This is a genomic window from Streptomyces sp. IBSNAI002, assembly GCF_052244475.1.
Lineage (GTDB): Bacteria > Actinomycetota > Actinomycetes > Streptomycetales > Streptomycetaceae > Streptomyces.
This window is the reverse complement of sequence record NZ_JBQPXG010000002.1, coordinates 8,215,461-8,239,860: the sequence shown is the minus strand read 5'-3', so window position 1 is coordinate 8,239,860 and position 24,400 is coordinate 8,215,461. Positions and strand designations below refer to the sequence as shown.

The window sequence follows — 24,400 nt, the reverse complement described above, 5'->3', positions numbered from 1 at the left end:
CGACCCCAGGTTGCGTGGTCACGGGCCGAAGCCGCGGGTCCCTTCGCGGAACGCGCGGTCGTAGCCGCCGTCGCCGAGGCCGGCACGCGCCAGGCTCTCGCCCTCCTCCCTCAGCGGTTTCAGCTCCGGGGTGCCGCGCTGCGGGTGCCCGACCGTCTGCCAGAGCGCATGGGCCGCCCCGGCCGCACGCGCCGAGGTCTCGGCGTCCCCTCCGGCAGCGCAAGCAGCGGCAAGGAGGTCCAGGCCGAGGGCGGTGCCGAAGCTGTCGCCCAGGTACTGCTTGGCGTCCAGCATGGAGCGGGCGTACGCCGCAGCCATCGCCGGTTCGTCGTCCAGCAGCGCCATCAGCGACAGCTGGTAGTCGAGATACGAGCGGGTCCATCGCTCTCCGACGTCGATGCAGCCCGACCTCAGGGCCTGCGCCTCGGCGCGGGCCTCGGAGCGCAGCCCGATCGCGGTGAGGGCGAACAGCCGCACGAGATGACAGCGCAGCCGCGCCGCCGACGCGAAGGGGTCGCCGGGCAGGCCCTGAAGGGCGTTCTCGGACACGATCCTCGCAGCCAGCGGGCGTCCGGAGACCAAGTGGCTCAACCCCAGGAGGTACGTCGCGTCGAGGACCTCATCGGCGTGGCCGGGCCCGGCCACGGCCTGCGCATGGCCGGCGACCGCCAGCCGGTGTGCCGCATCGTGCTCCCCCCGGAGCAGGAGCACGATGCCCAGGGCCCAACGGGCTCGGGCCGAAGCCGTGCGGCCGTCCCGGGTCATGCGGCCGTCCCGGGCCGTACGGCCGGGACGGGATGCGGCGAGGGCACGGGTGAGGTACGCGGTCGCCTCGTGCAGGCGCCCGCAGCAGGCCCAGAAGAAGGCCGCGCGCGCCGCTGTGTCCAGGGCCCGGTCGGGGTCGGTCCGCAAGAGGAAGTCCATGGCGGCGCACAGGTCGTGATGGTGGGCCCGCAGCCGCCGGTACCAGGCCCCCTGCTCCGGACCGAGCCAGCCCTCGTCCGCCTGGCGCACCAGGTCCTGGAAGTGCGTTGCGTGTCTCAGGAGCAGGGTGTGCCGTTCGCCGAGGCGCCCGAGCCACATGTCGCCGTATTCGCGGACGGTGTCGAGCAGGTGGTGCTCGGCGGCGGCCCGCCGGACGACGGACTTGGCGACCAGGCCCTCCAGCGCGACCGGCACTTCGTCCGTTCCCAGCGAACCGTCCGCGCACACGGCTTGGGCGTCCTGCGCCGTGAAGGGGCCGCGGAACACCGAGAGGCGGGCCCAGAGCAGCCGTTCGGCCGGATCGCACCACTCATGGCTCCAGCCGATCGTCGTCCGCAGGCTCCGGTGACGGCGCGGCCCCCGGATCCGGTTCGCCGTGAGCGGGTCGATGCGACGGCGCAGGCGGAGCGCGAGCTCCTCCACGGTGCAGTAGGCGAGTTGGGCGGCGGCCAGCTCCAGGGTGAGCGGGACGCCCTGGAGGCGCCGGCAGATCTCCCGGGCCGCGGCGAGGTGTTCGGCCGGCCACGTCGGCGCAGCCGGCCCGCCGTTGGCGTCCGCGGCCCGTCGCACGAACAGCTCGAGGGCGTCTGCGGGCCCCAACGGACCCAGCGGGAGCGCGTGTTCACCCGGCAGGCCCAGCCGCTGACGGCTGGTGGCCAGGATGGACAGACCGGGCGCCACGGTGAGCAGGTCCACCGCGAGTACGGCGGTCTCGCGGGTCAGGTGCTCGCAGGAGTCGAGTACGAGGAGCAGTCGCCGCTCCCCCAGCCAGGCGCACAGGGCGTCCAGCGGGTCACGGACGGTGTGGTCGGCGAGCCCGAACGACCCGGCCACCACCGCCGTGAGCCGGGAGCCGTCGGGCAGGGACGACAGCTCCGCCCAGTGGACGCCTCGGGCGGAACGCGGGACATGACGCTCGACGTACCGGCGGGCCAGCCGGCTCTTGCCCGTCCCGCCCGGTCCCACCACCGTGACCAGCCGGTTCTCCTCCATCGCCGCGGCGAGCAGCCCCAGCTCACGATCACGTCCCACGAACGTGCCACATTCACCGAGATCTTCGCGCACGGGAGAAGTCTGGCCTGCGCTCATGCACGGGACCGGCACGCGGGGCGTCCGTCCACCGCGCCCACGCGATCGGAAAGGGCCGCAGGAACGCCGTACACGGCGCCTCACACCTCCGCGCCGGGAGCAGACGGCCATGATGAGAGGTCACCCGAAGGAGGACCGGCGCGCGGCGCCCTCGGGCCCCGAGCGCGGCTGCCCATGGCACCGCTCACCTCCCCCGGCTCCTCCAGCGCCTCGTGAAGGCGTACGAGCGCGGCCTCATCCGCCCCGAGGACTGACCGCGCGACCCCCGCCCCCGGACTCACCAGCCCCGTCTCCGCTAGGGCCTGTCGTCAAACTCCCGTCTGCCCAGCGACGCCGCGGACATCCGTCAGACGCCCCCTAGTCCCGTCCCCCGCTCTCCCCGTCCAGCGCGGTGAGGGACGTACCGCTGTGCAGGCGGGCGGTCAGGACGGGCGGGGTGGCGCCGGGCGGGGCGGCTGGTGCGGCGAACGTACGGCCCGTGGCGCGGGCCCGGACCGAGCCGGAGGCGGTGATGTCACTCACCTCTCGGCTTCCGGCGGCCAGTTGGTAGGCGCGGCCGGACGGGGCTCGCCAGACGGCGGCCGCGAGCACGTGCTGCCCGAAGCGGCCGCACGCGGCGGTCGCCGGGACCTTGGCCGCTGTCACCGGCTGACCGCCGCCGGGCGGTCGCAGGCGGACCACCACGTCGCCCCGGCCGGTCCAGTGCGTCGCCCGGACACAGGACCACAGCCCCTGACCGGCTCCTTCCGGCAGGTCGGCGCGTGCAAAGTCCCACAGATTGACGGACCGGACCGCCCGCCCGTCCACCTCCCGCAGTACGCAGGCCTCTCGGGCCCAGCGCTCCAGGGCAGCCGAACCGGTGGCCTCTCTGGGCTGGCGGGCGTGCGCCACGCCGGCGGCCTCCGGCAGCGGCGTGTACGTCAGGTGAACCGGCAGCAGGCCGCCCAGATCGGCGAGGAGGAATGCGTGCTTCTCCACGATCCGCGCCGATGACGCGACCTCCAGTGCGGGTTCGGGTGCCGTCGCACAGCCCGTTCCTCCCCCGGCCCGCAATGTGACGGTGCCGTCGCCGGCTACCGGCAAGGGGCGCGCAGGAGTTGAGGGGGCGTTCAGGTCTCGGACCGCGGCGGTGGCGATCCACGGGGCCAGCAACTGCACCGCCGGCCCGGCCTTGCCCTGGACGTCGCCGCGCAGGAGGACGACGGAGGCTGCGGTGGTGACGCCCGCGTCGTTCGTCTGGGCGAAGTCCATGCTCCTGGCGGTGCCGCGCTCCGTGTAGCGAACGAGCCGGCCGTCGGCGTCCAGGAGCACTACGACGGACACGCCCTTCTCGGGCTGCCCTGCGTACAGCAACTGCGGTGCTTGCAGGGGCGGTCGGGTCGAGGTGGCGGGTGCGGCGGTGATGGTGGCGCCGGCGGGTGGTGTGCCCCAGGTCGCGAGGGCGCGGGCCAGCAGCGCCCGGTCGGCCGTGCGGTCGCCGCGGGCCGGCCAGGCCGTGAAGTCCAGGCGGCCGGTGTCGGACCACGCCGGACCGGGCACCCGTACCAGCCGCCCCGGGTCGAGGGCGGCCCGGGCGGCGGGCGCACCGGCGTACGGGCCCGGCGCGGGAGCCCCGCCGCCCCCGGAGGCCGTGGCCAGGGCCGCGCACAGCGCCAGTACGCCGAGTCCCGCCCAGCCGGTGCGCGCCCGGGCCCGGCGCAGAAGCAGGTCGGCGGGGCGGGTGTGCACGTGCCCGGGGTGTACGACGGCGTCCCGCTCCCCGACCGCCGCGTTCTGCGGGATGACGGCGAAGCCGACGCGTACCGCTCCGGCCGGATCCGGAGCCCCGGCCGAAGCCAGGATCCGGGCCGCATGCTCTTCGGACAGACCGTCCCAACGGCACAGCACGTGCGCGGCCCGTGCAAAGGCGGGCAGCGCGGCCAGGTCTCGGGACGCCTCGTCCAGGCCCTCGGCGCTGGGCCAGATCCGCAGCCCCCAGACACCCACCCACGGAGGCAGCGGCAGCATCCGCCCGGCCGCCCGCCGCAGCACTTCCGCGCGCAGTGCGTCGAGGGGGTCCGCGCCCTGGGCGACCCGCCGGCCGGCCGGGTTCAGCGACTGCTGCACCGCACGGTGGGCGCGCAGCACGCGCGTGTGCCGGCCGAGGCCGGCCGGAAGCGTCAGATAGGCCAGGCGCACCCATCGCGGGTAGCGCTCGACGACGACGGCCTCGACCTGCCGCACAGCCGTCCCGCGCCGATGTCGTAGTGCCACGCCACGACCAACGAAACGATCATGAGATGGTCACATGGCTCAGGACCCGAACCGGCGTTCGCCTGCCGCTCAGGTCACAGCCGGCGCCCGGCACGGCCGACCGGATGCGTCGGCCGCACGTACGCGTCGTCGATGTACGGATACAGCCCGCCGGGCTCGGAGCACCTCCGGCCGACCGAGATGCGCCGCGCCGCGTCGTCCTCCTCGGCGAGTGCCACGGCGATGCCCACCTGGAACAGGATCTCCCCGGCGGAGCATCTGAAGTATCCGGAGGTCGCGGAAGGCAGCGGGGCTTCGGAGGGCAGGAGCCTCCACGGGAGGACGCGCACCTTCCGTGGGGACGCCTCAGGGGTCTCACTCCCGTCCCACACGCCGATCTCCAGGAAGCAGCCCACGCGGTAGCAGTCCCCCGCCCACGCCTGGAACTCTGTCAAGGACGCTTGACACGAAACGGGGCCCCTCATAGCGTGTCAAGCGTCCTTGACACCTCGCCGAAGGGCGGCACCCCGTGCAAGCGCATAACGAGATAAGGGCGACCGCTCGGCTCGCACTCTGGACAGTCGCCTGGGCGTCGACCCTTGCCCTGGCCAAGTTCGGCCCGCGACTTCTCTGGGATCCGCCACAGCAGGTGATGAGCTGGGCCGCCATTGCCGTCAATCTCGCCGTCGGCATCGGCTGGATTGCTTCCTTCACGCGCTTTCTCCGCGCGCTCGATGAGCTGCAACGGAAGATCATGCAGGATGCGCTGGCGGCCACGCTGGGCTTGGGGTGGATCGTCGGATTCTCCTACGTCGTCGCGAACGCCGCCGACCTCGTCACCCACGAAATCAACATCGCCGTCCTCCCCATGCTCATGGGAGCCTTCTTCGTGATCGCCTTCGCCGTCGGCAAGATCCGATACCGATGAAGAACCGCATCACGGACCTGCGCGCCGAGCGCGGTTGGACGCAGGCCGACCTGGCTCAGCATGCCGGAGTGTCCAGGCAGACGGTCAACGCCATCGAAACAGGGAAGTTCGACCCAAGCCTTCCCCTCGCGTTTCGTCTCGCCAAGCTCTTCGGCCTGAGAATCGAAGAACTCTTCATCGACGAATGAACCCAACGCGTTTCCGATCAACATCGCCCACGGTTTCGCGCAAGCCGGTACGCGTCCCTGCGTCGCCTGGCCCAGCTCGCCGCCCACCACGGGCCGATGAGGCCGCGCGCCGGCGGCCCCGACCGGCCTTCGGGTAGGTCAGCTCGTCGGCAGAGGCTGGTGGGGCCGGCTACTCGGCCGCCGCCAGGGACTGCTGGGCGAGCCGGAAGGCGGGCAGCATCTGCTCGTGCTCGTCACTGTCCAGGCCGCCCAGTTGGATGACGACCGCCTTGCCGCCCGGAGTGACCGCGGCGAAGGCGCTCTCCTTCTTGGGCTCGTCCAGCGGCGCCGTCTCGTACGAGGCCTGGACGCCGGGCAGCGCGGCCTTGCCGGTGCCCGCCTGCACGTCGGTGTAGACGGGCGCGCCCTTGACCCTCTCGCCGGCCATGAACGCCTCGAGCACCTTGCGGGCATCGCCGGGCGCGGCCGGCTCATCCGCGGCCCAGACGCGCGGGAAGCCGATGATCCCGGCAGGCTTGGCGTCGATCTCGCAGGCGAGGGTCGTCCCGCCCTGCTTGAAGAGGGCGGCGAACTGGTCGTCCTCGGCGTGGGTGACGGCCTTCGGCTTCCAGCCCTCGGCCAGGTCGAAGGAGACGGGCAGGCGGCACGGGGTTCCGTCACCGCCGACGGATCCGGCGGCCTTGGCGCTGCCGGCCGTCCCCGCGCTCGCGCCGGGGGCCGCGCCCGGGGTCGCGGTCGACTTCGGGTCCTGCGCGCCCCCTGTGGCCGTGGCCTTCTCCGGTTCCGACGGCCCGCAGGCCGTCAGTCCCGCCACCAGGGCACCCGCCCCGATCACACCGATCGCCGCTCGCACCAGCCCGTACCGCATCGTCCGTACTCCCCCACTCGTGAAAACGTCTTCCGAACAGCGACAAACGGCCAACTTAGCAGGTCAGGCGCGTGCGGCTGCCGGCCGAGACTGGCGCCTCGTCCCAGACCGCGGACCTGCCGGCGCTCCGGTCGGGTTGTCAAGTCCCGAGCTTCCGTGCCGTGACGGTGCGCGCCCTTCCCGGCTGAATGGAGTGATGGACGGCACTGAAGGGCCGGTGGAACCCGGACCCCATACGCATCACGGCAGACGCCCTCGGGGCGAGGAGGCATTCCCATGACCGACACCAGGCTCCGGCGTCTCGGCGCTCTGACGGCCGTCGTACTGGCCGTCGTGGGCGCAGGCCTGTCCCCCATCGTGGGGGCCGTTCCCGCCGCGCCCTCGGCGGGCTACCCGGCGGTGCCGCCGGAACTGCGGCGCTACTACGAGCAGGACCTGTCCTGGGAGAAGTGCGCACCAGCCCCGCAGTTCGACTGCGCCGCACTGCTGGCACCGTTGGACTACGCCCACCCGCTGGCGGGCGACATCAAGCTGACCGTCATGCGTAAGGCGGCCAGCGGGAAGGGCGAGCAGCGCATCGGCTCCTTGCAGATCAACCCCGGCGGTCCGGGCGTGCAGGCGCTCGACTACCTGGTGAACAATGCGGACGCCTTCTCGGCCTCCCTCCGGGCCTCGTACGACCTGGTCGCGATGGATGTGCGCGGCACCGGCGACAGCACCCCGGTGGACTGCGGTCCCGACCCCGCCCCGGCCGACAACCCCGTGGACATCGACGCGAACGCGGCCGTGAACGAGCGGATCGCCGCTACCTGCGAGCGGCACGCCGGGGAGCTGCTGCCTCATGTCGGCACCCTGGACACGGCCCGGGACATGGATGTGCTGCGCGCGCTCCTGGACGACGAACGACTGCACTACTACGGCATGTCCTACGGAGGCTACCTCGGTACGGCCTACGCCGAACTGTTCCCGTCCAGGGTGGGCCGCATGGTGCTGGACGGCCCGATGGACCCCGCCCTCGACGGATTCGACCGATGGCTCGACAGTGCCCGCGGATATCAGAAGGCCTGGGAGGTCTTCGCCGAGGACTGCGCCACCCGCGACGACTGTCCCGTAGGCCGCTCCCCCCAGGAGGCTGCACAGACCCTGGACGCACTGCGTGCGCAGCTGAATCGCGCTCCGATCCTGCAGGGCAAGGACATCAGGGTCACCGGAGAGTACCTCTCCGTTTCCATCAAAGGCGCACTGCGAGGACATAGGTGGGAGGACCTTCGCCAGATGCTCCGCGAGGTGCGGGACGGCGTCCCGACGGTGGTGGAGCAGTACTCGGACGACACCCCGTCCGGAGAACAGGCGTTCTGGGTGATCAGCTGCCTCAGCTCCACGCTCGGTGCCCGGTTGACCCCCGCGGAGGCGAAGGCCGCACGGGCGAAGTTCATCGAGGTCTCGCCGCAGTTCGGCGAATCGACCGCTCTGGGTCTCACCGGGTGCACCCACTGGCCGGCTCCGGCGAACCAGACCTCACACCCCGTCACCGCGCCCGGCGCCGCACCGATCCTCATCATCGGCACCACGGGTGACCCGGCCACCCCCTACAGGTGGGCCCGGTCGGTGGCCCGCCACCTTTCCTCCGGCCGCCTGCTCACCTACGACAACACCGTCCACACCGCAACCTTCGCCGGCAGCGCCTGCATCGACACCGCGGTCGACCGCTACCTGGTCAGCGGCCAACTCCCCCCTGAGGGCAAGATCTGCACCTGACGACGCCCGCGAGGGCACCGGTGATCGGTGGTCTGCGGGGTGTGCGTCGCCGATCAGCTGCGCCGTGAGCTCCATGCAGCGGATCTGGGCGGGAGACAAGTCGTAGGGCATCTTGGTGATCGCTTCGCAAGCAGTCATCTGCGCGTCCTCCTCCCCTTTCAGATCGGCGTCGTAGATCTCGAAGAGCTCCTCCTCCGCCGTGTCGAGCCCCGCTGCTTCGACGGCTTGCTCCAGGGCAGTCTGTTGGGCGCATCGCCGTACGGCGAGCTCTTCGACCCGCGGGTCGTCGGGGTCGACTCCGTTGTCGAGGGCGGCCTCGGCTGCGTCGAGACGGTCTTGCTCTGCCCGCAGGTCGGGGTGGGTGGCCAACGCGATGAACATGCTGGCCTGGATGGCGGCGCCCAGCGGTCCGAAGACCCGCTCCGTGACCAGCAGGGCTTCCACGTCCGATGTCCGCAGCGCGCCCGGTGGCAGATGCTTGAGGCGGTCCGTCACCAGTTCGGAGAGCAGTCCCAGCGGACTGCCCACCTCCTGCAGACGCTGGACAGCCGCACGCCGGCTCTTGACGGCCGCCTCCTGCTCCGCCAACGTCTCCTCCAGTCTGCGCAGGATCTCCTCGGTGTCCCGTGCTTCGTCGAAGGCGGCCCGCATGTCGTCGAGGCTGATGCCGGCCGCCGCCATCTTGCGGATCCACAGCAGGCGGATCATGTCTTCGTAGCCGTAGCGGCGGCGGCCGTCCCCACCTCGCCGGGGCTCCGGCAGCAGACCGATCGCGTGGTAGTGGCGGATGGCCCGTGGGGTGGTCCCGGCGAAGGCGGCAGCGTCACCGATCTTGACCTGGCGGGGAGGCGTGAGGGAGGGGTACATCGCGGCTGGACCTTTCGTGCGGGGTGTCCCCACCCCACCACATGCCGCTACGGCAGGTGCAACAACCCGGCTCAACCGGGTGCTTCACGTCCGCTGCCGGGTGCGCCGCTGACGGACCTGAGCGGGGACGCGACGAAGTCCCACGCGATCGGTGACAGCGGCCCCGGGTGTACCGCCTTGCGGGCCCTACGTGAGGAAGTCCCGGAGCACGTCGGCCATCTCCTCCGGGGCCTCGAAGGGCCAGAAGTGTCCGGAGTCGAAGAGGTGGACGCCGCTTCCCGCCGGGAGCTTTGCCAGGACCTCGGGGTCCTCGTAGAACTCGCGGGGCTGGAGGGGGTCGTCCGCTCCCTGCAGCAGGAGGACGGAGCACGACCAGCCGGGGATCAGCCGCGTGCGTCGCTCCAGCCATTCCTGGCGGAACGACGAGGAGTTGAAGTAGCGCGGAACCGCCGTGCTGATGCCTTCGTAGCTGAACTCCTGGACGGTGCGCACCAGGTCCGACGTCTTCACTTCGCGTTCGGTGAGGAGCGTGTAGGCGGTGACGACCAGGCGGCGTGCGTCGGCGAGCATCGAGGGGGCGTCGGCCGCGGTGAACATCGCCTGCTGGGGGTGGAGGTCGGGGTGCAGGTGCCACAGGTGCTGCTGGCCGCGGCCGTAGCGGATCACGCGGTCACCCATGCGGGCGACGAGGTGATCGGCCACCGGGGTTCCCCGGTCATGCGTGATGAGGCTGAACCGTTCCAGCCCCAACTGGTCCAGGAGGGCCTGGAGCTGCATGGCCACTCCCTCCTGCCGGTAGTCGCCGGTTCCCTTCTCCGACTGGCCGTACCCCTTGAGGTCGACGGCCAGGCAGCGGTACTCGGCGCCCAGCGCCTCCAGGGCGTGGTGCCACTGCCACCAGGAGTCGGGGACGCCGTGCAGGAAGACGACGACGGGGGCGTCGGCGGGGCCGCACTCGACGAGGTGCCAGCGGACGGTCTCGCCGTCGCCGGGCGCGTCGACGAAGCGGTGGGTGACGGTTACCGCGCCCAGTGCCTCTTGGGCACCGTCGGTTTCCGGGGCGCGCGGAGGCGTTTCGGGGAGTTCGGCCAGCAGCGCGTCGACCGCGGCCAGCTTGCCGACTGCCTCGTCCAGTCCCGCCAGTACGCGAGAGGGAGGCGTGGTGTAGTCGTGGGTGCTCACGTTCTGGGACATCGATGGCCCTTCGGATTTCGGAGTTCGGAACGCGGGGTTCGGAACGGGGTGGGGTGCTTTACGGGCAGCGCGTTGACGCGGTGGAGGTCAGGAGCCGCGCCCATGACCCGGCCGAGGCCGTGAGGCCGTCGGGGTCGTGGGCGCCGCGGCCGGCCAGTACGACGCGGTCGGGACGCAGGAGGGCCGCGCCGCCGCGCAGCCAGGTGCGGAGCGCACCGCTGCGGTCGACGACCCAGGGGGTGCCGGGTGCGGGGGTGGACGGGTTGCCCGGCGGCAGCACGGTCAGGACCCGCGCGGGGAGAGCTCGGGCGAGGCGCAGCTCGCCGGGCGTGAGGGGTTGGCAGGTCAGGAGCGCGAACCCGTCGTCTAGGAGCTCGTCGAGGCGTACGGGGTCTCCTTCGGGGGTGTGGAGCGGGGGTTGTGGGCAGAGCCGGCCCGGACGGGGCGCGCGTACGGGCCGGAGGGAGCGGCGGGTGAGCGCGCTTCCGTGCAGGGCGGGGCTGAGGGTGGTGAGCGCGGCTCGGGAGAGCAGTGCGCTGTCCCGGCCGGCGGCGAGGGCGCGGCGGGCGGCGCGGGCCGCGGGGTGGGCCCCGGTCATGGCCTGGCCGATGAGGACCGCGGTACGGACGAGCCCGACGGCGTGGGGGCGGCGTTCGCTCTCGTAGGTGTCCAGGAGGGGCTCGGGGCTGTGGCCGTCGAGGACCCTGGCTAGTTTCCAGACGAGGTTGTGTGCGTCGCGCAGGCCGGCCCCGAGTCCTTGGCCGATGAACGGCGGGGTGAGGTGCGCGGCGTCGCCGAGGAGGAAGACGCGGCCTCGGCGCCAGCGGTCGGCGACCTCGGCGCGGAAGGTGTAGCGGGCCGTGCGGACGATCTCCAGGTGGCGCGGGTCCACGTCCCCGGTCCAGGGAGCCAGGAGCCGCAGGATCCCGGAGGGGTCCCGCCCGGCCGCGTCGGCGGCCTGGCCGGTGAGGCGGAACTCCCAGCGGTAGCGGTCTTCACCGATGCGCATGTAGGTGGCCGCCCGGTCGGGGTCGCACACCTGGTGGACACCGTCCCAGGCGGGGAGCGGTACGGGGCACCGGACGTCGACGACGAGCCATTGCTGGGGCTCGCCGAGGGTCTGGTGGCGGGAGCCGATGGCCTGGCGGGTCAGACTGGTGGCGCCGTCGCAGCCGAGGACGGCGGCCGCGCGCTCGGTGCGTTCGGCGCCGGTGGCGAGGTCCTTGACGCGGACGGCGACGGGACCGCGGGTGCCGGTCGGCGGCAACGTGAGGCCCAGCACCTCGGTGGAGCCGTGCAGCCGCGCCAGGTGCTGTTTCTCCAGCCGTCCGCGGAGGACGTCCTCGAGTTCGGGCTGGTCGAACATGTTGGCCTGGGGGAAGCCGTGGGCTCCCAGGGGCTCGTCGCGCAGGAACCGGGCCAGGACGCGGTGGCGGGAGTCGACGAGCTGCATGCCCAGGGCAGGTCTGCTGCGGGCGGCGAAGGCGTCGGCGGCGCCGACCGCCTGGAGGATGCGCATCACCTCGTCGTCCATGTGGACGGCGCGGGGCAGCGGGTACGGCGCCGCGTGGCGTTCGAAGACCTCGCAGGGAATTCCGTATCCGGCCAGCAGCAGGGCGGCGGCCAGCCCGACGGGGCCCGCCCCGATGACGGCGACCGGCAGGCGGCTGCCGGAAGTTCCGGGCGGAGTGGAAGTCCCGGGCGGGGTGGAGGTTCCGTTCGCGGGCTTCATGAGTTCATCGCTTTCACGAGCGCGCTCAGTCGGGCCGGGTCGAGTTCGTTGTCCTCGCGCAGGGCCGTCAGCACGGTCCGCAGCATCGCGGGTGACGGGGTCGCGCCGAGGAAGTCCCGGGTGGCGGGCGGGCCCCACTGGGCCAGACCGGAGGCGGACATGGCGGCCCAGCCGGGTTCGAGGGTGTGGTCGAAGAGGTCGCCGTCGGTGAAGTGTTCGACGAGGAACCGGTCGGGGTCGCGCCAGTAGTCGAAGATCTGGCTGCCCTGGATGTGGCGCCCGATCCCCCAGGAACGGCGGTAGCCGCGCCGGGCGAGGTAGGTGCCGCCGGCGGCGAGGGCGTCGAGGTCGGCGACCTGGTAGGCGGAGTGGACGTAGCCGCTGTCGGGTCCGAGGTGCAGGGCGAGGGTGTGGTGGTCGGCCGGTTCGGATCCCCGGTCGCAGCGGATGAAGGCCATGGTGGGTCCGCGGCCGCGCTGTCCGTCGAGGTAGAGGAAGTCGCTGACGATGAGGCCGAGGTGACGCAGGTACCAGTCCAGGGCGCGGCGGAAGACGCGGGTGGACAGCACCAGATGGCCGAGGCGTTGGACGCGGGCAGGTTCCACCGGTGGCCGCTGCGGGGTGTTGATCCGCGCCGGCTCGGTTCCGGTGTTGAGGGTGTGGGGGAACTGGCCGGGCAGGGCCGGGTGTTCGGCGACTCCGTGGACGACCCGGACCGGCAGGCCGGAGGGGTCGAGGAGGTCGACGGCATGCCCTCCCCCGAACTCGTGCAGGGCGTGTGCGCGGCGTCCGGTGACGGCCGCGAGGCGATCGAGGTCGGAGCGGTCGGCGGCGAGGAAGGCCGGGCCGAGGAAGCGGGAGGCGGGGCCCTTGCGGATGACCAGGCAGTGCGGTTCTTGCATGGTGCCGCGCAGGTAGAGGGTCTGCGGGGTACGGGCGGCGACGATGAAGCCGAAGTCGCGGGCGAAGGTTTCCGCGCGTTCGAGGTCGGGTTTGACGAACTCCAGCCAGGCGAGGTCGAGGGCCTTGATGACGGGCTGCCGGTCACGGCCGGGGTGTTCGCCGCGGCGGGAGCCGTCCTCGCCGTGCAGTCCGTGGTGGGGGTCCTGCCCGGGGGCGTCAAGGGCAGCAGGGGCGGCAGGGGTTGCAGGGGAATGGGAGGTCATGGGTGGCTCCAGACGTCCGGTGGGACGATCGGTGGAACGATCGGTGGGACGGCGCTCAGTCCTGCGTGAAGGTCCAGTCGAACGTGTACTTGCCGAGGGCCTCGGTGATCCGCTCGGCATCGGCGACGGCCCGGGGCCGGGGTACGGTCACCAGCAGGCGAGCCCCGTCGACGTCGCAGCCGACGCCGCGCGACGGCAGGTCGAGGGCCGTGAGTTCGTCGAGGGCGGTCTGCTCGAGGACGCGCATCCGCAGCGGCACCTTGGTGGGCTTGCCGACGGCGGTGACCGGAAGGCTGTCGAGGACGATGACGTCCCTGGGTACCGCCGCGCTCTCGTGCAGGAGGTTGCGCGCGTGCGCGATGAGCAGGTCGGGCCGGGTCGTGGCCTCGGGGGCGCCGGGTGCGAGGGTGACGTAGACGACGGGTACCTCGCCGGCGTGCGGGTCCGGGCGTCCCACCGCGCTCGCGCCGGTGACGTGGGGGTGCCGCAGCAGGGCGTCCTCGATGACGGCGGGGTCGAGGTTGTGGCCGCCGCGGATGATGAGGTCCTTGGCGCGCCCCACGAGGTGGATGAACCCGTCCGTGTCCACGCGGGCCAGGTCCCCGGTGTCGAGCCAGCCGTCGCGTACGGTGCCCAGCGCGTCGAGGTTCGGTCCGCCCGGGCCCTGTCCGGTGACGTAGCCGGGGAAGACGGTGGGCCCCTTGATGAGCAGTACGCCGGTTTTTCCGGGTGCGAGGTCCAGCCAGTTGCCCTGCGCGTCGACCAGGACCGTTTTGACCTGCTGGTACGGGAGGCGCTGTCCCACCGATCCGGGGCGATGGCCGCTTCCGGTGAAACCGCGGGCGCTCGCGCAGGTCGCCTCGGCCAGCCCGTAGCCCTCACAGATCTCGACGCCCGTGTTCCGGGTGAAGGCGGTCCGCACGGTGTCGGGCAGGGTTGACGCGCCGACGGCGGCGAACCTCATGGAGCTGATGTCCGCGTCCACGGGAACCTGCGCCAGGACGGAGTAGACCGTGGGGACCGCGGACATCGCGGAGATCCGGTAGCCCGCGATGATCTTCCAGATGTGGCGGTAGAGGGCGGGTTCGCGATAGCCCAGGGGGCCCGCCCACACCACGTGCTGCCCGCGGAGCATCGGCGCCAGCAAGGTGACCACCAGGGCGTTGACGTGGAAGAGGGGCAGGCCGGCGAAGACGACGGACCGTTCGTCGAGGAGCGAATGGGCGGCCACGCTCCACGCGTCGACGACCTCGTTGGCCTGGGTGTGCGCGGCCAGCTTCGGCGTGCCGGTGGTACCGCCGGTGTGGAACAGGGCCGCGAGGTCGCGGGAGGCCGGCGGCCGGGAGGACCGCCGGTCCGGGTGCGCGGCCATAGCGGTGTCCAGGTACCCGACGGAACTCCCCGGCAGGTCGCCGAGTTCCGGGCCGGGTCCCTCGGCGCCGGTGGGCCGCAGCGCGTACAGGGCGGTGGGGTGGAGCTCGGCCGCCACCGCCAGGGCCGTGCGCCACACGTCGGGATCGAGTTCGGGCCCGGCGGCGACCAGGACCCGGGCGCCGGCGAGCCGCAGCAGCCGGGCGATGTGGGGCGCGGGAAGGTGGGGGTTGACGGGGGCCGCGATCCCGGCGGTCTGCGCGGCCAGCAGGGCGGAGGGCAGGAGCGCGGTGTTGGGCGACAGGAGTCCCACCGCGTCGCCGCGGCCGATGCCGTGGGCGCGGAAGACGTGGACGATGCGGTGTACCTCGGCACGCAGCTCGGCGTACGTGCGCCGGTGGCCCCGGTCCCAGTCCTCGGCCCGGGGAAGAAAGGTCATGGCCGGCCGGTCGGGCCATCGGTCGGCTGCCCGGTCCAGCACGGCGTAGGTGGAGGCGGGCAGGTTCCGGGCCTCCAGCGGCACGGCTTCGATCGCCGCGAGGGAGTCCGGGCGGGAGTAGTCGGGCCACAGGCCCGGGGTCGTGTTCATGCCCGCTCCTCGGCGGCGGCGGCACGTACCGGGGTGCGCTGGGTGCCCAGGTCGAGGGATCCGTCGGAGGTGCTGATCGAGGTGGTGACGACGTCGCCCGGTGTGAGGTACGCCGGATTCCGCTCCTGCCGGGCGAAGAAGGCCCGCCACTTCCTGGCGGGCGGCAGCAGCGAGCCGATCAGCTCCAGCGCCTTGCCCGGGGAGCGCAGGGCGGTGCCGCCCGGAGTACCGGTCAGCAGCACGTCCCCGGGGTCCATGGCCTGGAACCGGGCGAGCGCGGTCAGTGCCCGGTCCGGCTTGGTGATCATGTCGGCCGGCGTGCTGTCCTGGCGGACCTCGCCGTTGACCGAGCAGAGCAGCCGCAGCTGCTCCAGACGGGCGAGGTGCTGCTCGCCGACGAGGAGGAGGCGCGGGCCGATCGGGGTGAACGTCGGGTAGGACTTGCTCTCGTAGAACTGGGTCTTGGGCAGTTGGAGGTCCCGGGCACTGATGTCGTTGGCCACGACCAGGGCTGCGACGTAGTGCGCCAGGGACCCGGGGGTGACGTCGGTGTTCAACGGGAGCCGCGCTCCGAAGACGAGGCCGAGTTCGACCTCGTAGTCGAGGAGCCGTACGTGGCCGGGCCGGATGATCTCGGCGGCGGGACCGGTGACCGATCCGGAGGCCTTGCGGAAGAAGGCCGTGGGCACCTGGTCGGGGTCGAAGCCGGAGTCCGCCGCGTGCGAACGGTAGTTGACCATCTGCGCGACCACACGGCACGGCGTGGTCACCGGAGACAGCAGCTCGCGCGGGCCCAGCTCCTCCCAGCCCCCTTCGGCCGCACCTGCGCGCTGGACTGCCGGGCGATCGGCGAGCAGTTCGGCGGTGGTCCGGGCGTCGGTGCCGACCTGCCGGACCAGGCCGTCGGCGCGCTGGACCCACCAGCCCGCACTCGTACGGACAACGGCTGTACTCATGAGGTTCTCCTGCTGGGAATGGTCTGGGGCAGTGAACGGGCCCTGCCCGGGACTCGCACGCGATGGGGGAAGGGAGGTGTCCTCCCGCGGTGACCGGGGGTGTTTCACCTCACCAGTTCTGATGAAATCATCAATCTTGACCGCCACGTCTGTCAATGAGATGTTTCCTGCGAGTAACCGTCCGGGGCGTGGGCCCTCAACCGGTCCGGACCGGTCTCGGGATCACCTTCGGAACGCGCTCGGTGCGGGGCGAAGACCAGGCAGCCGACCGCGGCCAGGACGAGGATTGCCGCGATGACACCGGTGGCGGAGGCGAAGCCGGTCATGAAGGCGTCACGGACCGCGTCGGACAGCCATACGCCCCGCTCTCCGAGGTGGGAGGCGACCTGGAGCCCGCCGGCGGCCGAGTGGCGCACCGTCTCGGCGGCGTCGGCGGGCAGCTGGCGCAGCGCATCGGGCAGCGCCGAGCGGTACCGGCTGGAGAAGACCGAGCCCATGACGGCGATGCCGACGGCCGAGCCGACCTCGCGCGCGGTGTCGTTCACGGCGGAGGCGACGCCCTGGCGGTCGGGGCCCAGGGAGTCGACGATCGTGCTGGTGCCGGAGGAGCTGACGAGGCCGATGCCGACTCCGGCCACGACGAGGGCCACCAGGAACGAGGGGTAACTGCTCGACGCGTCCAGGCGGGTCAGCCAGAACATGCCCGCGGCCAGGCACAGCAGCCCGGAGGGCATCACGGCCTTGTGACCGAGGCGGTCGACCAGCCGCGGGGTCAGCTGCGAGGTGGGCAGGACCACGGCCGCGACCGGAATGAGGGCGACGGCGCTCTTGAGGGGGCTGTAGCCGAGGATGAGCTGGAGGAACTGCAGGCCGACGAAGAAGAACCCGAAGACGGCCATGAACTGGGCCAGGATCGCGAGGGTGCCGGTGCGGAAGCCGCGCAGGCCGAACAGGCGCGGGTCGAGAAGGGGGTGGCGGCTGCGCAGCCCGAGCAGGGCGTACCCGGCCAGGGCGAGAACGGAGACGGCGAAGGCGACCAGGACCTCGGGGCGGGTCCAGCCCCGGTCGCTGCCCTCGATGATCCCGTAGACCAGGGTGCCCACCATCAACGCGGTGGTCACCGTGCCGCCCCAGTCGAAGGGCTCGGGCTCGGAGCTCCTGGTCTCCGGCGCCAGCAGCAGCGCGGCCGAGGCGGCGAGCAGGGAGGCGATCGCACTGACCACGAAGATCGACCGCCAGGTCCACTGCTCCAGGAGGCCGCCGGCGATCAGCATGCCGATGATGGCACCGGCTGCGGCGAATCCGGACCAGGTGGCCACACCCCGGTCCTTCTTGTCGGCGGGGAAGACGGCGGTGATCGTGGACAGCGTGCCGGGCATGATCATGGCCGCACCGAGCCCCATCACCACGCGCCAGACGATCAGGTGCGTCGCGGAGTCGGAGAACGCGGCCATGAGAGCGGCCGCACCGAACACCAGGTTGCCGAGGACGAGGATCTTGCGGCGGCCGAAGAGGTCACCGAGCGCGCCCAGGGGCAGGACGAGGGCGGCCAGCGCGACGGTGTAGCCATCGGCTATCCAGGTCAGCGACGAGTTGGTGGCGTCGAGGTTCACGGCCAGGTCCGGAAGGGCCAGGTTGAGCGCGGAGACCGACGCGACGACCAGGACCAGGGACAGGCACATGGCGAACAGGACGCCGCGGGTACCGGCGCGGCCCGCACGGAATGACTTGTTCATGGGAATCATCGTAACTGAGGTTTTCATCAATTACGATCGAAACTTCCACTCCGAGAAGTGGCGGTGATGCGTGCGAAGCGGTCCGTTTCCGGCCGGGAACCGCGGAGGCCGCGCGGCGCGCCCGCCTACCCCAGTGGCGGCAGCGGCTGGGTAGCCAGCGCGTGAGCCTCGTCGGCGTCCAGCCCGAGCATCCGCAGGACCATCTCGGCCGTCTGCTCGCCCGCCGCGTCGTTCAGGTCGGCGGTGGCACGGAGCTGGACCATCCCGAGGACGGCTCCGCCGACGGCGCTCAGCGCGACGCGGGCATCGGCGATCCGGAACCGTCCGGACGCCTTGCCGACCTCGAGATCGCGCAGGGCGCGGGGGCCCAGGCCCGTTCCGCTGTGGACGTGCTGGAGTCCGCGGAAGCGGAGGATGCCGGTGATCTCGGGGTGGCTCGCTGCCAGTTGGAGGGTGAGACGGACGTTGGCCGCGACCGTGGCGGCCGGGTCGTCGATCTGCCCCGTGGCGGAGTCCAGCAGCTGCCCGTACTCCTCCAGTGCGTCGGCGACGGCCGCGTCGAAGAGGGCTTCCTTGGTCTCGAAGTGGTTGTAGAACGTCCCGAAGCCGACGTCCGCACGCTCGGCGATGACCTGGATGCTCACCTCGGTGTCGCCCCGCTCGGCCAGGATCTGGCGGGCGGCGCCGACGAGGGCCTGGCGGGTCTTGGCCCGGCGGCGCTCGAAGCGGTTGGCGGGCTGGGCGGGCGTGGGCTGCATGGTGTGATTCTAGGCGGTGACAGAACTGATGGTTCCATCAGGTACTGCCCGAAGGGGGCGCTCGAATCGGATCAGCGCGGCTGCGGGTACTCGAACTGCTTCCACGGCAATGGGCCTTCGCCGTGATAGTGCCCGTATCCGCCGAGCCAGTCGGAGAGCGTTCCGGCCGGCGGGTAGGCCACCCGTACGCCGTCGGCTGCCCGGGGGTCACCCCGCAGGAAGGCCCGGGCGATCCGCTCGGCCTGCACGGCGGGGTCCTCGTCGGTCACGGTGAGCCTCGCGCCGAACTCCTCGACCCGTCGCACGGTGTTCTCGCCGGAAGGCTCATCGCGGAGGAAGTAGACGAGCACCCGGCCCGGGCTGTCGGGATCGGTCCACACGTTGCCGAGCTCGCACGACCAGCGGTCCAGCCACGCCTTCTCGGCGCGCAGTGCGCCGCGCAGCAGCCGGGCGACCGTCTGGGCCGGCCACTCCCAGCCGGCATCCTGCCCGGCGCGCTGTAGCTCGATGTCGTACTGCGCGGCGTCGAAGCGGTACTCCGGCAGTTCGGGGCCGCCCTCGGCCCCGGCCTTCCAGGTCCACACCACCACGTCGTCCTCGCGCCGCAGCTCCAGGTACATCAGGGGCGGGTGGCAGCCGCACCAAGGCTCGGCCATGTCGACCCAGTGCGGTCCGGTGCCCACCGCCAGCGGGCCGTCGGGAATCAGCCAGTCCCTGGGGTCCCCGCAGCGGGCTCCCTCGTCCGAGTCGGCGAACGCCTCCTCGAGCACGTCGACCCCGTCTATCAAAGGCCGGATTTCGAGATCCACGTACGGGTCCTGGGGGCCCGGCTTCCTGATGTGTATGCGCAGTGCGTTCTTCGCGGTGGTCATCGGACCAGGCTGACGTCGGCCCGACCTATTGTCACGCCGGTTTCAGCAGGCCGACGCCCCGCCGCCCGCCGGCCGCTCCTGCGGTCAGGCCTTCTTGACCACGCTCGACTTGAGCTGCATGGCGCCGAATCCGTCGACCTTGCAGTCGATGTCGTGGCCGTCGACCCCGTCGACCAGGCGGATGTTGCGCACCTTGGTGCCCACCTTGATCCCCGACGGGCTGCCCTTGACCTTGAGGGCCTTGACGACGGTCACGGTGTCGCCGTCGTTCAGCACGTTCCCGACGGCGTCCTTGACCACGCGCTCCCCGTCGGCGCCCGCGACATCCGCCCCGGCAGCGCCGGCCGCGCCGGGCACCCACTCATGAGCGCACTCCGGGCAGACCATCAGGGCGTTCATCTCGTAGGTGTACTCGCCGGAGCACTTCGGGCACGGGGGCAGGCTCGCCGTCATCTGTTCTGTCCTAGCTTGGCGCGTGCATGCGGGGCACCTGGGGCGCCCGCGCAAGGGGGGTTCAGGATATCCCAATTGCATACTTCTGCAATTAGCCAGATTCGCGGGTGCTCTGCGCGCTGTCAGTGGATGGCAGGTCTCGCAGGGCCGGCGCCGTGGGCACCGGTCAGGTGTGCCGGCTGGCCTTGAGGTCGGCCAGGAGTTCGGCCTGGCCTTCCAGGACACCGGAGAGGATGCCCCGGGCGACCCGCAGCAGCTCGGCGATCTGGGGGTGGGTGAGGCTGTAGTACACGTTCGAGCCCTCCCGGCGGGTGACCACCAGGTTCGCCTTGCGCAGGACGGCCAGCTGCTGGGACAGGCTCGCGGCCTCCACCCCGACCTCCGGCAACATCTCGGCGACCGCGTGCTCGCGTACCGACAGGAGCTCCAGGACGCGGATACGGACCGGGTGCCCCAGCGTTTTGAAGAACTCCGCCTTCAGCTGGTACAGCGGCGCGCTCACCCGCGTACCCCTGCCCTGACTGCCCATTTCGTCCACCCTGAACCGTTCCCTCGCAGAGGCATTCACTCACCCCTCTTCGCACCTTGTGACCTCCACAATTGCAGATGCCTGCAACTCGCGGGGGCCCTGCGGGCCACCTTCGTGACGTTCGGCCCCCCACCGCCCCGAGCAGTACGGTCGGTCCGTGATGATCAAACCGGGCGCCCCCCGCACTCTCGGCGTTCCTTCCTCCCAGCTGATCATCCCCGGCAAGGAAGGTGACACCCCGCACCGGAGGCTGCCGCCGCGGCCGCCCGGCCGGTGCGGCTCCTGTCCCTCGTGACCTTGGAGTGGTCACCCCGGCCGCTCGACCGGACAAGTCCTCGACTCGCGTGGGGCGGTGAACCGAGGTTTCGTGGTTCCAGGGGCTCTCGTCGTGTCGATGCCGCGGCTGCGCGGTCGACGGGGACCCCGGCGCAACGGAGGAGGGCCGACCATGCCCCGGTCCGGACCGGCAGGCCACCGCCAGCACCGCGCGGTGGTGCTCGTCGCCGCGGCGGTCTGCTCGACCGTACTGGGCCTGCCCGGATCCGGCGCCGCCCAGGACACACCCTCACCCCCGGCGGACGTCCCCCGACTGGACTGGCGCCCCTGCTCGTCCGGCAGCCCGTACGACTGCGCCACCGCCCGCGTCCCCCTCGACCACTCCGCCCCCGCCGGCCGCACCATCGACCTGGCCGTGGTCCGCCGGAAGGCGACCGACGGCGCGCACCGCATCGGCACCCTCTTCGTGAACCCCGGCGGGCCCGGCGGACCCGGGACGGTGCAGGTCCCGCAGAACTACGACTCCTTCCCCGAGGAGCTGCGGGAGCGGTTCGACATCGTCAGCTGGGATCCTCGCGGGATCGGCAACAGCACGGCCGTGAACTGCTTCGACAGCACCGACGGCGCCGAGGCATGGGGGCGTTCCAAGCCCGTCGGCTTCCCCGTGGGGGCGAAGGAGCGTACCGCCTGGATCGACGCCTACGAGGACCTCGGCAGGCGCTGCGAGAAGCGCGACGCCGATCTCCTGCGCCACGTGTCGACGGCCGACACCGCCCGGGACCTCGACCTGCTCCGGCAGGCCGTGGGCGACCCGCAGCTCAACTACTTCGGCGTCTCCTACGGCACCATCCTCGGCGCCACCTACACCAACCTGTTCCCCGACAAGGTCCGCGCCATGGTCCTGGACAGCAACATCGCGCCCTCCGCGTGGACGAACGACGACCGGGCGGACGCCCAGTCCCCCACCTTCCTGCGCATGGGCTCCGACCGCACCGCCGCGGCCACGCTGGACCGGTTCCTCGACCTGTGCGGATCCGCCACCACGGACCGCTGCGCCTTCTCGGCCGGCCGCCCCGAGGCGACCCGCGCGAAGTTCGAGCAGCTGGTGCAGCGGCTCAGGGAACACCCGGTGGGCACCTGGACGTACGCCAGGACGGTTGCCGACACCGTCAGCGGCCTCTACATCGTCGACCCGGGCTGGCCGGACCTCGCCCGCCGCCTCCAGGACCTGTGGCAGGGCCGGGCGCCACAGCCGGCCACGTTCCCGCCCCCGCCGCCCGTCGCCAACCCCGATCCGTACCTCGGCGACGAACAGGCGATGGCCGTGTGGTGCGGCGACAGCCCCAACCCCCGCGATCCCGCCGCCTACCACGGTCTGGAGGAGAGCAGCGCCGAGCGGGCGGGCGACGCGGGCCGCTTCTGGACCTGGGCCGGAGAGCCGTGCGCGACCTGGCCGGCCCGGGCAGCCGACGGATACACCGGACCGTGGAACAAGCCCACCGCGCACCCCGTCCTGGTGGTCGGCACCACGTACGACCCTTCCACCCCGTACGCGGACTCCCAGGCCATGGCGCGGGAACTGGCGAACGCCCGGCTGCTCACCCACGACGGGTACGGCCACACCGCCTTGTTCAACAACGCCAGCAGCTGCGTGAAGACATACGAGAGCCGCTACTTCATCGACGGCGCGCTGCCACCGCCCGGGACCATCTGCCGCCCGGACCGACAGCCCTTCTCCTGACCGTCTCACGTGCCGCCGGGCCGGGTGGACTGCTGGTGGTGCAGCCAGGCCGTCAATGCGGCCTGGAGGTCGGCTGCTTCGCGGGGGTCGAGGGTCCGGCTGGCGGTGCCGACGTGCAGTCGCACTCCCCTGCCTGTGATCGCCCAGGCAGGACCGCTTCGCGGGGCGGAGGTCAGCGCTCCGCCCTCGGCCAGTGTGTGCAGCGCTTGGCGGACGCGTGCGGGGACGCGGCCGGTGCCGGGCGGGACGGCTGTACGGGGGCGGGGGGTGAGGCCGATGGCGGTGTAGAAGGCGGCCAGGGCGTCCTCGAGCGACCCGTGGCCTGCGGGTGCGGCGCCGGTGAAGTCTGCGAGGAGTTCGGGGTGCGGGCGCGGGGCATGCGGACCGTACGGCTTGTCGTGCAGGGGATACTCGTCGGTCTCCAGACGTACGCATGCGGGGGCGATCAGTTCGCGGGTGAAGCCGCGGCCGATCAGGACGTGGTAGACCTTGCGCAACTCGGCGGCCTGGCGCGGCACCGGGTGCGGGTCGGGGTTGATCGGCGCGTGGGGCTTCGAGGACCGTGGCGCCATCCCGAGAACACCCGTGCTCTGGTGCAGCACGCCGGCCTGGGTCAGCACCAGCGTCGCCTGCCGGCCCTTCGCGTCAGAACCCAGCCGGAAACCCACCACCATCGTGCCCATCGCGCGCCGCCCTCTCCTGACTGCCGCAGCCGTCCCACCACGCTAGCCAGCCCGCGCACGCGCTGGGACAGGATGGCGATGTTCCCCCGGGCCGGGGGCCGCACGTGCTAGGGCCTGTCGTCGTTCAGGCTCTTCACGACCGGGTCCTCAGCGGCGCCGCGCCGACAAGCAACGGCCGGCGCCGAGCTGTCCGGCGTCGGCGTTGGCGTTGGCGTCAGCGCGTGCGTACGGCCGTGACGGTGAAGCGCTCGACCTCCGCCAGGTGGCCGCCGGTGTAGGCCACGACGGTCAGGACCGGGTCGGCGGGGCGGGTGTACGAGACCGTCGCGGTCCACGGTTGGTCGGAGCCGCCGCCCGGGGTGCAGCATGCGGTGCCCAGTGGCTGCGCCGACGAGGGCTGGCGCACCTGCACCCTGATGCTCTCGTCCACGCCGGTGATCCGTCCGCCGACCCGGAGCGGGGAGCTCGCCGTGGCGCCGTACGAGGGTGTGGTCAGCGTGAACGTCGTGTCGTCGGTGCCCACCACCTCCCAGGGGGCATCCGGTCCCGTTCCGTAGCGCACCAGGTGGATGACCGCCGCGGTGCTGCGGCGGGCCTCCTCGGGTGCGCTCGGGCCGAGGCCGACCCGGGCGTGCCGGCCACTGACGGAACTCGAGGAGATCCGGTCGATCTCCGCGAAGCCCAGGTAGTCCCGGACGAATGCCAGCGCGGTCTGGTCGGCGTCCAGGTGCCAGGGCTGATGGCCGCCTTCACGGTAGGACCGCTGCCAGTCCTGCGCCTGGGCGGCCGTGGCGAACGGCCACAGCGGCTGCAGGTCCCCTCCGAGGGCCGGTTCGGCCGCTCCGGGTGCCGAGGCGGCAGGGGCGGGAGCAGGGCTGGTCGAGGTGGGCGTAGTGGGCTCGGAGACCGTCGACGGAGATCCGGAGGGCGTGCCGGTCGGCCGGCCGGAGGGCTCCGGGCGCTCCGGGGTACCGGAGTTGCAGCCGGTCAGCAGCAGCCCGGTGATGGCCGCGGCGGTGAGGAGCCGGGTGAGGTTCCGGGTGGGGAACCGATGGGGCCGAGTGGGCCGGAGCCTGATGATCATGGGGACTCCAGGACGGTGACGCCGGACGAGCACTCCCCCACGCTGGCGGGTACCGCCGATTGCGTCATGGTCCCACCAGACCGCCCCGCTGGGAAGCCGGGGCGCCCGCCCGACCAGCGCCGTCGGCCTCCGGGGCCCCTCCGAACCCGTCCCCCACGGCGATGCGAAGCGGAACAGCCGCGCGGCTGCGTTCATCGCACCGGGCAAGGGCCTGGAAGGGAAACGGAACACGGCGGCTCAGTGAATTCCCCCGCGTACGGGGCGGATTGGAAGGATCTCCACACATCGACGGGGGTGGCTTTTTGGATCTTTCACCAGTACGCCGCCGGTCCGCGGTCGGATGAAA

20 protein-coding genes and 1 pseudogene are annotated in these 24,400 nt (G+C 72.1%); 4 read left to right on the top strand and 17 right to left on the bottom strand.

The genetic code is table 11. The annotated features are described in order from the left end of the window. Positions 1–18: 18 nt before the first annotated feature. The 3 genes from ACTVZO_RS38200 to ACTVZO_RS38190 all read right to left on the bottom strand — a co-directional run bounded on the left by ACTVZO_RS38200 (position 19) and on the right by ACTVZO_RS38190 (position 4,760). The gene (locus tag ACTVZO_RS38200) at positions 19–2,016 is read right to left on the bottom strand and encodes an ATP-binding protein (RefSeq protein ID WP_443302746.1); all 1,998 of its coding nucleotides are present in this window, start codon (positions 2,014–2,016) and stop codon (positions 19–21) included. 414 nt (positions 2,017–2,430) lie between these two features. Then, positions 2,431–4,296, bottom strand: coding sequence for a hypothetical protein (locus tag ACTVZO_RS38195; protein ID WP_443302745.1), 1,866 nt, complete (start codon positions 4,294–4,296; stop codon positions 2,431–2,433). 104 nt (positions 4,297–4,400) lie between these two features. Next, positions 4,401–4,760: a hypothetical protein gene (locus tag ACTVZO_RS38190; protein WP_443302744.1), complete on the bottom strand. Its 360-nt coding sequence runs from the start codon at positions 4,758–4,760 to the stop codon at positions 4,401–4,403. 74 nt (positions 4,761–4,834) lie between these two features. On the opposite strand from ACTVZO_RS38190, the gene ACTVZO_RS38185 reads away from it, so the two are divergent. Continuing rightward, positions 4,835–5,233 carry a hypothetical protein gene (locus ACTVZO_RS38185; RefSeq protein ID WP_443302743.1) on the top strand — a complete coding sequence of 133 codons (399 nt, stop codon included), beginning with the start codon at positions 4,835–4,837 and terminating at the stop codon, positions 5,231–5,233. Beyond that, complete coding sequence (locus tag ACTVZO_RS38180; protein ID WP_443302742.1) at positions 5,230–5,421, top strand: helix-turn-helix transcriptional regulator; 192 nt, start codon at positions 5,230–5,232, stop codon at positions 5,419–5,421. Before ACTVZO_RS38185 ends, ACTVZO_RS38180 begins: the two co-directional genes overlap by 4 nt. A 169-nt stretch (positions 5,422–5,590) precedes the next feature. Here ACTVZO_RS38180 and ACTVZO_RS38175 read toward each other — a convergent pair whose 3' ends face one another. Further along, positions 5,591–6,289 (bottom strand): lipoprotein, encoded by a 699-nt coding sequence (locus ACTVZO_RS38175; RefSeq protein WP_443302741.1) that lies wholly within the window; start codon positions 6,287–6,289, stop codon positions 5,591–5,593. A 276-nt stretch (positions 6,290–6,565) separates the two neighbouring features. Here ACTVZO_RS38175 and ACTVZO_RS38170 point away from each other — a divergent pair, with 276 nt between their 5' ends. Continuing rightward, the gene (locus ACTVZO_RS38170; protein WP_443302740.1) at positions 6,566–8,047 is read left to right on the top strand and encodes an alpha/beta hydrolase; all 1,482 of its coding nucleotides are present in this window, start codon (positions 6,566–6,568) and stop codon (positions 8,045–8,047) included. Between the two features lie 24 nt (positions 8,048–8,071). Here the strand turns inward: ACTVZO_RS38170 and ACTVZO_RS38165 are convergent. The 11 genes and pseudogenes from ACTVZO_RS38165 to ACTVZO_RS38115 all read right to left on the bottom strand — a co-directional run. Continuing rightward, positions 8,072–8,914: pseudogene (locus ACTVZO_RS38165) on the bottom strand (MerR family transcriptional regulator); the annotation flags it as partial. A 186-nt stretch (positions 8,915–9,100) separates the two neighbouring features. Beyond that, positions 9,101–10,108: an alpha/beta fold hydrolase gene (locus tag ACTVZO_RS38160; RefSeq protein ID WP_443302739.1), complete on the bottom strand. Its 1,008-nt coding sequence runs from the start codon at positions 10,106–10,108 to the stop codon at positions 9,101–9,103. Positions 10,109–10,166: 58 nt separating this feature from the next. Then, complete coding sequence (locus ACTVZO_RS38155) at positions 10,167–11,840, bottom strand: bifunctional 3-(3-hydroxy-phenyl)propionate/3-hydroxycinnamic acid hydroxylase (RefSeq protein ID WP_443302738.1); 1,674 nt, start codon at positions 11,838–11,840, stop codon at positions 10,167–10,169. Further along, positions 11,837–13,006, bottom strand: coding sequence for a VOC family protein (locus ACTVZO_RS38150; RefSeq protein WP_443302737.1), 1,170 nt, complete (start codon positions 13,004–13,006; stop codon positions 11,837–11,839). The genes ACTVZO_RS38155 and ACTVZO_RS38150 overlap by 4 nt, the downstream gene beginning before the upstream one ends. Before the next feature lie 55 nt (positions 13,007–13,061). Continuing rightward, a complete protein-coding gene (locus ACTVZO_RS38145; protein ID WP_443302736.1) occupies positions 13,062–14,966 on the bottom strand; it encodes an acyl-CoA synthetase in 1,905 nt (634 codons plus the stop codon). Further along, positions 14,963–15,922 carry a fumarylacetoacetate hydrolase family protein gene (locus tag ACTVZO_RS38140; RefSeq protein WP_443302735.1) on the bottom strand — a complete coding sequence of 320 codons (960 nt, stop codon included), beginning with the start codon at positions 15,920–15,922 and terminating at the stop codon, positions 14,963–14,965. The genes ACTVZO_RS38145 and ACTVZO_RS38140 overlap by 4 nt, the downstream gene beginning before the upstream one ends. Before the next feature lie 152 nt (positions 15,923–16,074). Further along, positions 16,075–17,658, bottom strand: coding sequence for an MFS transporter (locus ACTVZO_RS38135; RefSeq protein ID WP_443302734.1), 1,584 nt, complete (start codon positions 17,656–17,658; stop codon positions 16,075–16,077). Positions 17,659–17,783: 125 nt separating this feature from the next. Next, positions 17,784–18,416, bottom strand: a complete 633-nt coding sequence (locus ACTVZO_RS38130) for a TetR/AcrR family transcriptional regulator (protein WP_443302733.1) — start codon at positions 18,414–18,416, stop codon at positions 17,784–17,786. 71 nt (positions 18,417–18,487) lie between these two features. Continuing rightward, positions 18,488–19,288 (bottom strand): hypothetical protein, encoded by an 801-nt coding sequence (locus ACTVZO_RS38125; RefSeq protein ID WP_443302732.1) that lies wholly within the window; start codon positions 19,286–19,288, stop codon positions 18,488–18,490. Positions 19,289–19,372: 84 nt separating this feature from the next. Next, on the bottom strand, positions 19,373–19,741 hold the full coding sequence (locus ACTVZO_RS38120; RefSeq protein WP_443302731.1) for a zinc ribbon domain-containing protein YjdM: 369 nt from the start codon (positions 19,739–19,741) through the stop codon (positions 19,373–19,375). 166 nt (positions 19,742–19,907) lie between these two features. After that, positions 19,908–20,243 (bottom strand): ArsR/SmtB family transcription factor, encoded by a 336-nt coding sequence (locus ACTVZO_RS38115; protein ID WP_443302730.1) that lies wholly within the window; start codon positions 20,241–20,243, stop codon positions 19,908–19,910. Positions 20,244–20,718: 475 nt separating this feature from the next. Here ACTVZO_RS38115 and ACTVZO_RS38110 point away from each other — a divergent pair, with 475 nt between their 5' ends. Continuing rightward, positions 20,719–22,287 carry an alpha/beta hydrolase gene (locus tag ACTVZO_RS38110; RefSeq protein ID WP_443302729.1) on the top strand — a complete coding sequence of 523 codons (1,569 nt, stop codon included), beginning with the start codon at positions 20,719–20,721 and terminating at the stop codon, positions 22,285–22,287. Between the two features lie 5 nt (positions 22,288–22,292). Here ACTVZO_RS38110 and ACTVZO_RS38105 read toward each other — a convergent pair whose 3' ends face one another. Then, positions 22,293–22,970 (bottom strand): hypothetical protein, encoded by a 678-nt coding sequence (locus tag ACTVZO_RS38105; RefSeq protein ID WP_443302728.1) that lies wholly within the window; start codon positions 22,968–22,970, stop codon positions 22,293–22,295. A 214-nt stretch (positions 22,971–23,184) separates the two neighbouring features. Beyond that, complete coding sequence (locus ACTVZO_RS38100; RefSeq protein ID WP_443302727.1) at positions 23,185–24,054, bottom strand: hypothetical protein; 870 nt, start codon at positions 24,052–24,054, stop codon at positions 23,185–23,187. Between the last annotated feature and the right edge of the window lie 346 nt (positions 24,055–24,400).